The organism is Pandoraea morbifera, assembly GCF_902459575.1.
GTDB lineage: Bacteria > Pseudomonadota > Gammaproteobacteria > Burkholderiales > Burkholderiaceae > Pandoraea > Pandoraea morbifera.
On the sequence record NZ_CABPSD010000002.1, the window covers coordinates 407705 to 420079 of the forward strand.

13 protein-coding genes are annotated in these 12375 nt (G+C 65.8%); 5 read left to right on the forward strand and 8 right to left on the reverse strand.

The features are described 5' to 3' along the window. Nucleotides 1–68: 68 nt before the first annotated feature. The 8 genes from phnN to PMO31116_RS05295 form a co-directional block, all read right to left on the reverse strand. On the reverse strand, nt 69–626 hold the full coding sequence (gene phnN / locus PMO31116_RS05260; protein WP_150565795.1) for a phosphonate metabolism protein/1,5-bisphosphokinase (PRPP-forming) PhnN: 558 nt from the start codon (nt 624–626) through the stop codon (nt 69–71). 264 nt (nt 627–890) lie between these two features. After that, on the reverse strand, nt 891–1697 hold the full coding sequence (gene phnE, locus PMO31116_RS05265) for a phosphonate ABC transporter, permease protein PhnE (protein ID WP_150565943.1): 807 nt from the start codon (nt 1695–1697) through the stop codon (nt 891–893). Between the two features lie 201 nt (nt 1698–1898). After that, nucleotides 1899–2867: a phosphonate ABC transporter substrate-binding protein gene (phnD, locus tag PMO31116_RS05270; RefSeq protein WP_150565796.1), complete on the reverse strand. Its 969-nt coding sequence runs from the start codon at nt 2865–2867 to the stop codon at nt 1899–1901. Nucleotides 2868–2883: 16 nt separating this feature from the next. After that, the gene (phnC, locus tag PMO31116_RS05275) at nt 2884–3759 is read right to left on the reverse strand and encodes a phosphonate ABC transporter ATP-binding protein (protein ID WP_150565797.1); all 876 of its coding nucleotides are present in this window, start codon (nt 3757–3759) and stop codon (nt 2884–2886) included. A 527-nt stretch (nt 3760–4286) separates the two neighbouring features. Next, a complete protein-coding gene (locus tag PMO31116_RS05280) occupies nt 4287–5042 on the reverse strand; it encodes a DeoR/GlpR family DNA-binding transcription regulator (protein WP_150565798.1) in 756 nt (251 codons plus the stop codon). A gap of 65 nt (nt 5043–5107) precedes the next feature. Then, complete coding sequence (locus PMO31116_RS05285; protein ID WP_150565799.1) at nt 5108–5722, reverse strand: LysE family translocator; 615 nt, start codon at nt 5720–5722, stop codon at nt 5108–5110. 69 nt (nt 5723–5791) lie between these two features. After that, nucleotides 5792–6343 carry an adenine phosphoribosyltransferase gene (locus PMO31116_RS05290; protein ID WP_023597754.1) on the reverse strand — a complete coding sequence of 184 codons (552 nt, stop codon included), beginning with the start codon at nt 6341–6343 and terminating at the stop codon, nt 5792–5794. A gap of 101 nt (nt 6344–6444) precedes the next feature. Beyond that, on the reverse strand, nt 6445–8442 hold the full coding sequence (locus PMO31116_RS05295; RefSeq protein WP_150565800.1) for a monovalent cation:proton antiporter family protein: 1998 nt from the start codon (nt 8440–8442) through the stop codon (nt 6445–6447). A gap of 190 nt (nt 8443–8632) precedes the next feature. Here PMO31116_RS05295 and PMO31116_RS05300 point away from each other — a divergent pair, with 190 nt between their 5' ends. From PMO31116_RS05300 to lptB, 5 genes are read left to right on the forward strand one after another with little or no spacing between them, the layout of a single operon-like run. Next, on the forward strand, nt 8633–9613 hold the full coding sequence (locus PMO31116_RS05300) for a KpsF/GutQ family sugar-phosphate isomerase (RefSeq protein ID WP_023597756.1): 981 nt from the start codon (nt 8633–8635) through the stop codon (nt 9611–9613). A gap of 11 nt (nt 9614–9624) precedes the next feature. Then, nucleotides 9625–10188: a KdsC family phosphatase gene (locus PMO31116_RS05305; protein WP_150565801.1), complete on the forward strand. Its 564-nt coding sequence runs from the start codon at nt 9625–9627 to the stop codon at nt 10186–10188. Nucleotides 10189–10213: 25 nt separating this feature from the next. After that, nucleotides 10214–10873, forward strand: a complete 660-nt coding sequence (gene lptC / locus PMO31116_RS05310) for an LPS export ABC transporter periplasmic protein LptC (protein WP_150565802.1) — start codon at nt 10214–10216, stop codon at nt 10871–10873. Continuing rightward, on the forward strand, nt 10870–11568 hold the full coding sequence (gene lptA, locus PMO31116_RS05315) for a lipopolysaccharide transport periplasmic protein LptA (protein ID WP_150565803.1): 699 nt from the start codon (nt 10870–10872) through the stop codon (nt 11566–11568). Before lptC ends, lptA begins: the two co-directional genes overlap by 4 nt. A 22-nt stretch (nt 11569–11590) precedes the next feature. Continuing rightward, nucleotides 11591–12361: an LPS export ABC transporter ATP-binding protein gene (lptB, locus tag PMO31116_RS05320; RefSeq protein ID WP_028731000.1), complete on the forward strand. Its 771-nt coding sequence runs from the start codon at nt 11591–11593 to the stop codon at nt 12359–12361. Nucleotides 12362–12375 lie beyond the last annotated feature (14 nt).

Sequence of the window (12375 nt, forward strand, 5' to 3'; positions counted from 1 at the left end):
CGGGGTCGGCCATCCCAGGCCATCCCGGGTTGTCCATGGCGACGCCGGGACGCCCTTCGAACACGGCCTCAGGCGTTGTCCGGACCTTGAAGCACCGCCAACAAGCGCTCGCCTGCCTGCGCAAGCGTGACGTCGTTGACGACGACGGAAAGCGGCACACCCTCGGGTGCCGACCATTCGACGCGGTGCGTCACGCGCTTGTGGAGCGCGTCGCCGGTTTCGCGTCCGCGACTCGCAAGCCGCATTGCGCGCACCTTGGGATCGACGCGTATCTCCACCAGATGCAGCCGCTCGCCATAGCGACGCACGACCTGCGGGAGAAACGCGCGCGAGCCGTTCACGACGACGCTTGCCCCCGCCGCCATCCACGCGTCGATCTCAATGCCGATGCCATACCGGCAATCGTGGCTCTCCCAGTCCAGCGCAAAGCATCCAAGCGCGCGGCGCTGCGCGAATTCCTCGCGAGACAGCGCAATGTGGTTCTCGCCTTCCGCCGGCGCGCGCGTGATGTAGCGGTGCGCAAAGAGTACCGGTACGTTGCCAAGTCGCTCGCGCGCATAGCGCAGCAACGAATCCTTGCCCGCCCCCGACGGCCCCATGACGTAGAAAAGGCGTGCGCGATTCATGTCTGGCCTCCCAGTGCGAAACGTTCATACAACAAGAACGACTCCCCCGGGCGCCGACTCGCCGGCGATCGGCGGACTGTCGACATGCACGCGGGCGTCCGATTCAGGGTTTTGTCGATCGTCCAACCCGTCATCGCCGGCCGATCCCCCGGAGGACGATACTAGTACGAGAAGCGGGTCGCGAAGGCCGGGTCCGGCGATAAAAATCAAAGGGCGCCGAAGCGCCCTTTGTTCCGTCCGTTGTCCCGGCGCGTTGTCGCGGCGTCAGATGACCATCTTTCGCACGCGCGCCGAAAACACGTCGATGCAGGTGACCACGACGATCATGATCAGCATCACGGCGCATGTCTGGGCGTACTGGAAGCTGCGGATCACTTCGTAGAGGACCACGCCAATGCCGCCCGCGCCCACCATTCCCACCACCGACGCCGAACGCACGTTCGACTCGAAGCGATACAGCGTGTACGAGATCCACAGTGGCATGACCTGGGGCAGCACGCCGTACAGGATTTCGTCGACGGCCCGCGCGCCGGTTGCGCGAACGCCCTCGACCGGACGCGGATCGATGGCCTCCACCGCCTCGGCGAAAAGCTTCGAGAGCGTGCCCGTCGTGTGCACCCACAGCGCGAGCACGCCCGCGAACGGCCCCAGTCCCACGGCCACGATGAACAGCATGGCAAATACCATCTCGTTGATCGCGCGGCACGCATCCATCGCCCGGCGCACCGGCTGATACACCCACGCAGGCACCATGTTCGACGCCGAGAGCAGCCCCATCGGAATCGAGCACACCACCGCCAGCGCCGTGCCCCACACCGCGATGTGGATCGTCACGAGCATTTCGTGAACGTAGACGCGCCAGTCCTTGAAGTCCGGCGGGAAGAAGTCATGCGCGAACTGGCTCATGTTGCCGGAATCGCGAAACAGGTCGAGCGGACGCATGTCCGCGCCCCCCCAGGACCACACCAGTACCAGGAAGCATGCCCCCCAGCCGATCAGGGACAACCACGAACGCTTGGGCGGCTCGCCCGGCAGACGGCCATTTGCAGTGAGGGGAACGCTGGAGTTCATGTCGAGTACCACAGGTCGTACCGGTCGCCGCGCCGTGCCGCGCGACGCCACCGGCGAAATTTCGTTCGGCATCGAATCCGGCGAGCCGCAACGGGCCCGCCGGATTCGATGGCAGGGCAGCGGCCGCCACCCTGCGAGTGAACGTCGAACTGCGTCTGCATCGATGCATTTGCGAGACGCATGCCACTGACGTCGTATGACTTACTTCGTCTTGGCGATTTGCTGATCGAGCGCGGCGAGCTTGCTGTCGATGTCGGCCAGTTGCGCCTTCTTCTTCGCCGCGTCCACGCTCGTATCGGCTTCGAGCTGCGTTTTCTGCTTGAACAGCTCGAGCTGGCGGATCGGCAGCAGTTGGGCATCGGACGACGCGCGGAAGCCGCCGTAGTTGTAGATGTTCTTGAGCACTTCCTTCTCGTGCGCATCCTTGCCGTAGGCGAGGAAGAAGTCACGAATCTTCTTCTTGGTCGCGTCCGGCAGGTCCTTGCGCCACAGCAGCGGGTCCGACGGGATCAGCGGCGACTTCCAGATCACGTGCACCAGCTTGGCCTTCTCCGGCTGCGTGGCTTCGAGCTTGTTGAGCTCTTCGGTGTTGTTCGTGGCCACGTCAACCTGATTGTTGATCACGGCCATGAGGTTCGCGCCATGGTTCGAACTGCGGGCCGTCTTGAAGTACGTGCGCGGGTCGATGTTGTGCTTGGCGAACACGTAATAACCCGGCACCAGCGTGCCCGACGTCGAGGTCGGATCGCCCAGGCCGAAGTTGATCTTCTTGCCGTTCCTGATCACGTCGTCGAGTGTCTTGTACGGGCTCGACGCGTTCGAGATCAGCAGCGAGTAGTAGCCTTCGGTGCCGTCGGCGTACAGGATCTTCGCGAAGACTTCGCCCTGCGAGCGATCCACGGCCTCCATTGCGCCCTTGTTGCCCATCCATGCGAGCTGCACCTTGTTGAAGCGCATGCCTTCGATCACGCCGGCGTAGTCCGTCGCGAAGAACGGGGTCACCTTCAGGCCCGTTTGCTTCTCCATGTCGTCGATCAACGGCTGCCAGCGTTGGCGCAACGCCGCGCTGGAGTCCGTCGAGATGATGCCGAAGTTGATTTCCTGCGCGTGCGCCGCCGCTACCGAGGCGATCATGGCCGCGCCGGCCAGCAGGGTTTTCCACAGTTTCATGAGAGCAAGCTCCTGGTCAGTTCAGGCTTAGGGACATCGAAGTGAGAAAGGGCGCCTGCTCGTCGGCAGGCTTGGCATGCGTGCCGACGCCCGTGCTTTCCGGGCTGTCGGCGGATTCGTTGAGCAGCTCGCCGGCTTGCACGCCATACAGTCGGCGCAGCAGGTCGGGGGTGAGGGCCGAGGAAGGACCGTCGTACACCACGCGCCCCTGATGCAGCGCCACCGTGCGCACGCAATAGCGCATGGCCACATCCACCTGATGCAGCGAGACGACGACCGTCAACTTGTGATCGCGGTTCATGCGCGCGAGCATGTCCATGACCTTGCGCGCCGACTCGGGGTCGAGCGAGGCGATTGGCTCGTCGGCGAGAATGACCTTCGCGCCCTGCACCAGCGTGCGCGCCAGCGCCGCACGCTGCTGCTGGCCACCGGAGAGCGTGCTCGCCCGCTGGAACGCCAGATCGGCGATCCCCACTTCGGCCAGTGCCTCGATCGCGGCCTGACGCTCGGCCGACGTGAAACGGAACAGCAGGCTGCGCCACAGCGGCACGCGGGCGAGCAGCCCGGTGAGCACATTGGTGATCACCGGCAGGCGCCCCACCAGATTGAACTGCTGGAACACGAAGCCGATATCGCGGCGAATCTGACGCACTTCGCGCACGATGCGGCCATCCTGCTGGATCGGGCGGCCGAAGACTTCGATGCAGCCCGGCTGCGGATCGGCTGCCACGAAGCCGGCGATGTGACGCATCAGCGTCGACTTGCCCGAGCCCGAGGCCCCGATGAGGGCAATCATCTCGCCCGGCATGACTTTGAGCGCCACCTCATCGAGCGCACGTCGGCCGCTTCCGAAAGTCTTGGTCAGTCGCTCGATTCGAATCGCTTCGTCCACGGTTCACCTGTCGTTCAGTTCGCCTGCCGGGCGGTGCGCCCCGTGAGGGATGCCCCCCCCCCGAAGGGATGCATCGCCGGCGCCTTCCGACTAGCTGTTTTGTGGCAATTTGTGCCAAAAGTGAACGCAGTCTAAAAAGCGTCGATGACACCACGGTGACAATCGGCCAGCTTTTTCGTGGACGACAAAAACCCTTATCGGGTCAATGATTTGGGAACGCTTTCAGACGATTGAACAGGGCTGCCCGCGGGCGTCACAGTCGCGTCGGGAGAGTCGCTGCGCCGGCATCCGGCGTTTCGAGAGGTGATTTTGTCTACATGTTTTGCCGAACGCCACCGCCCCGGACGTGCCGGGCCGTGCGCGGTGGTCACCGCCCGACCGGCGTTGCCCGGCAGCGGCCACGCGCGGCCTCAGACGAGCCCCGCCCGGTCACTGCGGACGATTGGCGACGATTGGCGGAGATTGGCGATCGAGGCAAGGGTGCGGCGAGCGAGGACGCGACCGCCTGGCGCCACACCCGGTGCTTATCAGGCGATCAGCAGCTCCGGGCCGCGGGCGCGCAATTGCGCGAGCATGCTCTTGTGCGGCGCGGCGTCGCTGATGAGATAGCGCGCGGCTTCGAAGTGGCGAATCCGCACCGGCGTGACGCGCCCGAACTTCGTGTGATCCGCCACCACCGCGGCCACGTTCGCACACAGCAGCATGCGCGCCCGCAGTTCGGCCGCCGCGCGATTGAAGTCGGTGATACCGCCGTCTTCGGTCACGCCGCCTACCCCGATGAAGGCAAAGTCGGCGTGGTATTGCGCGATCTGGTTGATGGCGTCCCAGCCCTGCACGGCATCTTCGTTGTCCTGCAATTCACCGCCGAGCAGCGTCACCCGGTTGTCATGGTGACGCCCGAGGAGCCGGGCGATCTGCCAGTCGTTCGTGTAGATGCGCAGCCGGTGCTTGGAAAGCAGCGCCTGCGCCACCGCGCGCGTGGTCGTGCCGTAATCGATGATGACCGAGGCGCCGTCGGGCACCAGTTCCGCCGCGCGCACGCCGATAGCCCGCTTGCCCACCGCATTGACGTTCTCGCGCAGTGTCCAGTCCGGCTCGCTACGATCGGCCGCGAGCGCGCCGCCGTGCGTCATGAGCAAGAGCCCGCGGGCGGCCAGCGTATTGAGGTCGCGCCGCACGGTCTCTCGCGAGACACCCAACTCGCGCACGAGGTCGCTGATCGCGAGGGCCCCGGTCTTGGCAAGTTGTTCGAGCACGTATTGTTGGCGTTGTTCGGCAAGCATGATCGGGCAATGTCGGTTGGACTACGAAATCTTGATGGCGCGGTGGATGTCGGGCCGAAGGCCCGCTATCCTTGCAACGCGACGCGCAGTCCCAGGCCGATGAAGATGGCCCCGGCCACGCGATCGAGCCAGCGCCCCGCGCCCGGACGACGCTTGAGCCACCCGCCCAGCACCCCGGCGAACCAGCCGTACGCGCTGAAGACGACGATGGTCTGCGCCATGAACACGAGACCCAGCACCAGCATCTGCCAGCCAGGATGCGCCGCGTCGGCGCTCACGAACTGTGGCAGGAAGACGAGGAAAAACAGGGTGACCTTCGGATTGAGCATGTTCGCGAACACGCTTTGGCGAAACACCGCGCCGAGCGGCTGCGGCGCCGCGCTGCCGGCCAGGGTCAAGGCGCCGCGCGCGCGCAACGCCTTGATGCCGATCCAGACGAGGTAGGCCGCCCCCGCGAGCTTGATCGCCTCGAACGCCCACGGCGACGAGCGCAGCACGGCGGCCAGCCCGACAGCCGCGACCGTCGTGTGGAACAGGCAACCGAATGTGAACCCCGCAGCGGCCGCCAGGCCGGCACGCCGGCCCTGCGCAATCCCTCGCGCGATAACCTGCATGTTGTCCGGGCCCGGCGCGAGCGTGATCGCCACCGAGGTCAGCAGAAACAGCCAGAGATTGGGCATCGGAAGATCCGGGGCGTAGTTGGCGCGGTGGGCGCAGTCAGGTTCAGCAGGCGAAGCGGGAAGGCCGCCTTAGTGGCCCTCGAACGAACACAACAGGAACAGCGGCAGGCCGGCATCGCGAATCAGGCGCGAACCACCCAGCTCGGGCAGGTCGACGATGGCCGCGCCTTCGATGACCGTCGCGCCGAGACGCTCGAGCAGCTTCTTGCCCGCGAGCATCGTGCCGCCGGTCGCGACCAGATCGTCGATGAGCAGCACGCGATCGCCCGGCCCGCAGGCGTCGGCATGAATCTCGACCGTCGCGCTGCCGTACTCCAGCTCATATTCTTCGGCGACGGTCTGGTACGGCAGCTTGCCCTTCTTGCGGATGGGGATGAAGCCGATGTTCAGCTCGTACGCGAGGATCGATCCGAGGATGAAGCCGCGCGCATCGAGGCCGGCGATGTAATCGGGGCGCTGCGCCATGTAGCGATGCACGAACACGTCGATGAGCACACGCAACGTACGCGGGTTCTTGAGCAACGGCGTAATGTCGCGGAATTGCACGCCGGGCGCGGGCCAGTCGGGTACGGTGCGTATCTGGCTCTTGATATAGGCGGCAGGGGACTCGTCGATCTGCACGGGGATCCTTCGTGGGGAACGGATGGGGAACACGCCACATTATGCCAAAAAGGACCCGACTTTCCCCTGACGGCGGATTTGCGATCCGACGCCGCGCCGCCTCAGCGCCGCCGCTCGCTCTCGTGGCCGAGCAGGCGCTCCTGCGCGGCCGCGAGTTTCTCGGGCAGCCCCCGCAGCACCACGATGTCCTCGGCCATCAGACGGGTCTCCGACACCGGCTCCACGCCGCGAATGCCATGGCGTCGGATGGCCGTGACCGTCACGCCCAGCCGGTCAAGACGAAGCTCGCCCAGCGTGCGGCCCACGGCGTCGGCATTGAGCGGCAGCGGTACGGACTGCAGTCGGACCTGCTCCCGCTCGCCGCCGTCGTCCTCGTCGTCGAGCCCGTGGAAATAGCCACGTAGCAAGCTGTAACGCTCGTTACGGGCCTGCGCCACACGACGCAATACGCGACGCATCGGCACGCCCATGAGCACGAGAGCGTGCGAGGCGAGCATCAGGCTGCCCTCCACGATCTCCGGCACGACTTCCGTGGCGCCCGCCGCGATCAGATCGTCGATGTGCGTCTCGTCGACCGTACGCACGACGACGGGCAGCGTCGGCTCCAGCGCCTGCACCTGCGCGAGCACCTTTAGCGCCGCCGGGGTGCTGTCGTACGTCACCACGATGCCCGCGGCGCGGTGAATGCCGGCGGCCACGAGCGCCTCGCGACGCGCGGCGTCGCCGAAAACGACAGTCTCGCCGGAACGGGCCGCCTCCATCACGCGGTCCGGGTCGAGATCGAGCGCCACGTAGGCGATGCCCTCCGGTTCGAGCATGCGCGCGAGGTTCTGGCCGCATCGGCCGTAGCCGCAGATGATCACGTGTCCGGACGTCTTGATGCTCTGTGTGGCGATCTTCGTCATCTGCAACGACTGCATCATCCATTCGTTGGCGACGAAACGCAGCGCGATGCGGTCGGCGTTGATGATGAGAAATGGCGCGCACAACATCGACAGCAGCATGCCGGCGAGCACCGCCTGCGAGAGCGACGCATCGAGCAAATGCCGATCGATCACCAGATTGAGCAGCACGAAACCGAATTCGCCCGCCTGCGCGAGACCGAGGCCGGTGCGGATCGCCGTGCCGGGCGAGCTGCCGAACAGACGCGCCAGCCCCGCGATGAGCGTGAATTTGACGACCAGCGGGCCAACGAAAAACAACAGTACGAGCAACGGTTGCTTGAGCAGGATGGCGGGATCGAGCAACATGCCCGTGGTGATGAAAAAAAGACCGAGCAGCACGTCGCGAAACGGCTTGATGTCGTCTTCCACCTGATGCCGGAACGGCGTCTCGGCAATCAGCATGCCGGCAATGAACGCGCCCAGCGCCATCGACAGGCCCAGATGTTCGGTGAGGTACGCCAGACCGAGCGTAAGGAGCAGCAGATTGAGCATGAAGAGCTCTTGCGAGCGCCGCGCGGCCACGATGTGAAACCAGCGCCCCACCAGCTTCTGTCCGACCCACAGCAACAATGCGAGGGCGCCGGTGATCTTGAGCGCCGCGAGCGACAGCGCGAGCACGAGCGCCTTCGAGTTGCCGCCAAGCGCCGAGATCACGATGAGCAGCGGCACCACCGCCAGATCCTGGAACAGCAGCACTCCCATGATGTTGCGCCCATGCTCCGTTTCCAGCTCCAGCCGCTCGGCGAGCATCTTGGTGACGATCGCCGTCGACGACATCGCCAGCGCGCCGCCCAGCGCCACCGACGCCTGCCACGAGAACGACCAGAACAGGTTGACGAGTGCGCCCAGGCCCACCGCCACGAGTAGCGTGCCCATCACCTGGGATACCCCCAGCCCGAGCACCACCCGGCGCATGCTCTTGAGCTTGGGCAGCGAGAATTCGATGCCGATGGAAAACATCAGGAAGACGACGCCGAACTCGGCGAGGTACTGCACGCGCTGCGAGTCGGCCGCCACACCGAGCGCGTGCGGACCGATCACGATGCCGACACTCAGATAGCCGAGCATCGGCGGCAGATGAAGCATGCGGAACAGCACCACCCCGACGCAGGCGGCGAACAGCAGGACAAGAGTGAGTTCGAGAGGCGAAGCCATCGGCTGGGGTCGGTTTCCTGAGTCAGTTGGAAGGCGCGCGGCACTTCTCACGCAAGGGCCGTGCCAGATTGCACCCGGACGGCAGGATCGAGGCAGAAACCGGAACGGTTCGGGACGTCTCCCGAATCGCGCAATCCCAGGCGTGGTGCGGCTGTCCTCGGCGCGGCGTCCGTTTTGATATACTCCGCGCATGATAGCGAAAATCAATCCAGACCGGGCACTCGAGGTCGCCCGGGAGGTGTTGCGCACCGAAGCCGACGCCATCGAACGAGTCTCTTCGCACCTCGACGACAGCTTCTTCGAAGCGGTTTCGCTGCTGCTTGCGTGTCGCGGTCGCGTCGTCGTGACGGGCATGGGTAAATCGGGGCACATCGGCCGCAAACTGGCCGCCACGTTCGCCAGCACCGGCACGCCCGCCTTTTTCGTTCACCCCGCCGAAGCCAGCCACGGCGATTTGGGCATGATCACGGCGGATGACGTCGTCGTCGCCCTGTCGAACTCCGGCGAAACGGGGGAACTCGTCAGCATTCTTCCGATGATAAAGCGCCTCGGCGCAAAGCTCATCGCCATGACCGGCAACGCCGCGTCGAGCCTGGGCCGCCTGTCCGACGTCCACCTCGACGCGCACGTGGACCGCGAAGCCTGCCCGCTGGGCCTGGCACCTACCGCCAGCACCACCGCCGCGCTCGCGCTCGGCGACGCCCTGGCCGTGACGCTGCTCGACGCCCGCGGCTTCGGCGCCGAAGATTTTGCCCGCTCGCATCCGGGCGGCGCCCTCGGCCGACGCCTGCTCACGTTCGTGCGCGATGTCATGCGCACCGGCGAGCGCATTCCCAGCGTGCGCGCCGACGCAAGCCTGTCGGAAGCCCTGCTCGAGATGACCGCCAAGGGTCTCGGCATGACGGCCATCGTCGATGCCGACGATCGCGTCGTGGGCATCTTCACCGACGGCGACCTGCGCCGCCTGTTCAAGCGCACGCTCGACTTCAGCACGCTCAAGCTCGCCGACGTCATGAAGGCCGACCCGCGCACCATCGGGCCGGATCAGCTCGCCGCGGAAGCCGCCGAGCTCATGGAGCGCTTCGGCATCACGCAGTTGCTCGTGACCGAGAACGGCCGCCTCGCCGGCGCGCTGAACGTCCACGATCTGTTCGCCGCCAAGGTCGTGTGAGTCCGTTGCCCATGAATCGACCCAGTACCGCCCCACTCGCCGCATTCGACGAGGCTGCCGCCGTCCGGCGCGCCGCCCGCGTGCGCGTGATGGTGTTCGACGTCGACGGTGTGCTCACCGACGGCGGTCTGCGCTACGGCCCGTCCGGCGAACTCATCAAGACCTTCGACTCGCTCGACGGCCACGGCATGAAACTGCTGGCCGAAGCCGGCATCGTCACCGCCATCATTACCGGTCGCCAGTCCGACATCGTTGCCAAACGCGCCGCGGACCTGCGTGTCGAACATGTCTACCAAGGCGTACGCGACAAGCGCGAGGCGTTCGAGGACCTGTGCGGCAAGTTGTCCGTGACGGCCGACGTCTGCGGCCACATCGGCGACGACTGGCCGGACCTGCCGGTGCTCACGCGCGTGGGCTTCGCCGCCTGCCCGGCCAACGCACACGCCGAAGTGAAAGCGCGCAGCCACTGGATCGCCGCCACGCGCGGCGGCGACGGCGCCGTGCGCGAACTGTGCGACTTCGTCCTGCGCGCGCAGGGGCGTTACGACGCCCTGCTCGCGGACGCCCTCGCCTGACCGCGCCGAAGGAGCCCATCCCCCCATGGCCATTCAACGCGTCTCGCCTGCTTCGCTGATCGCGATCGCCGTGCTCGCCGGGCTTGCCGCCGGCACGTACTGGCTGGTGCAGCGCACGCTGCCCTCGGACGCCGATCGCGCACCGTACGTCAAGCAACACATCCCCGACTACTATGCCGACGACATGGTGATCTCCATGCTCTCGGCAAGCGGCATGACGCAATATCGCGTCAACGCCGATCACATGACGCACTTCGAGGACGACCAGACCACCGCGATGACGATGCCCGCCGTGCGCGCGTTCACCCCGGATCAGCCCGAAGTGACTGCCACCAGCAAGCGCGGCACGCTCAACGCCGACATGTCGGTGGTGGATCTGTACGACGACGCCGTGGTGGTGCGCCAGGCCGGCCCGCGCGACCCGGAAATGCGCGCACTCTCGGAACATTTCCAGGTGCTCGTGAACGAAGACATCGTCCGCACGGAAAAACCCGTCCAGCTGTACCGCGGGATGTCCGTGATGTATGGCGATGGCATGATTTTCAATAACATCTCGCGCGCCGTACAATTGCTCGGCAACGTGCACGGCACGATCCAGCCGGCGGAACTGGGCAACAAGTCCCCGGCACCGCCCGCCACGCCCGGCGCGCCATCCCAGACCAAACAGGGCCCCAAGACCCCATGATCGATCGCCGCAATCCGCGACCCGCTTCCCTTTCGCTGCGCGCCCTGCGCTCGCTGGCCGCCGCCTTCGCCGTGCTCGGCGCCCTGGCGTCGCCGCTCGCCCATGCCGAACGCGCCGACCGCGACAAGCCGCTCAACATCGAGTCGGATCACATGAGCTACGACGACCTCAAGCAGGTCAACATCTTCACGGGCAACGTGACGATGACCAAGGGGACCATCCTCCTCAAGGCCGATCGCGTCGAAGTGACTCAGGATCCCGAGGGCTACCAGTACGCCACCGCCTACTACAAGCCGGGCGGCCCCCTCGCCTACATGCGCCAGAAGCGCGACGGCCTCGACGAATATATCGACGGCTGGGGCCAGACGATCTACTACAACGGCAAGACGGAAGTCGCCACGCTCACCACGCAGGCCACGCTCAAGCGCCTGGCCGGCGGCACGCGCGTGCTCGACGAAATCCATGGCAGCGTGATCACTTACGACACGTACAACGAGGTCTATACCGCGAACAGCGGTGCCGATCAGGTCAACGCCAACAATCCGAACGGCCGCGTACGCGCCACGCTCGCGCCGCGCAATGCGACGGGCGCCGCACCCGCGACCGGCGGCCCGGGCAGCAAGCCGGCCGCAGCCCCCAAGGGCGATCTGCCGCCGCTGTCTCCCTCCAAAAGCATCGGGAATCCGCGTGAGTAATTCTGCCAACAACGCCTCGACCATCAACCCGGGCGCCGGGCCGTCAGGCAAGCCGAGCGCGCTGGTCGTGCGCTCGCTCAAGAAGCAATACGGCGCGCGCACCGTCGTGAAGGACGTGTCGCTGGACGTGAAAAGCGGCGAAGTCGTGGGATTGCTCGGCCCCAACGGCGCGGGCAAGACGACCTCGTTCTACATGATCGTGGGGCTCGTGCCCGCCGACGACGGCGAAATCCAGCTCGATGGCAACCTGATCAGCGAATTGCCGATTCACGAGCGCGCCCGCATGGGGGTCTCGTACCTGCCGCAGGAAGCGTCGGTGTTTCGCAAGCTTACGGTCGAGGACAATATTCGCGCCGTGCTCGAACTACAGGTCGACGCCCAGGGCAAGCCGCTCAAGCGCGACGAGATCGAGCGACGCATCGAAGCCCTGCTCGACGAGCTCCAGGTGAGCCATCTGCGCGAGAATCCGGCCATGTCGCTCTCCGGCGGCGAACGCCGCCGCGTGGAAATCGCCCGGGCGCTGGCAACGCAACCGCGCTTCATCCTGCTCGACGAGCCGTTTGCCGGCGTCGATCCGATCGCCGTGCTGGAAATCCAGCGAATCGTGCGTTTTCTGAAAGATCGGGGCATCGGTGTCCTGATCACCGACCATAACGTGCGGGAAACGCTCGGTATCTGCGATCACGCCTACATCATTAGCGAAGGCTCGGTGCTCGCCGCAGGCACCCCCGATCAGATCGTGGCCGACGAGAGCGTCCGGCGCGTGTATCTGGGCGAGAATTTCCGGATGTAAAGCAAATTTTTCGC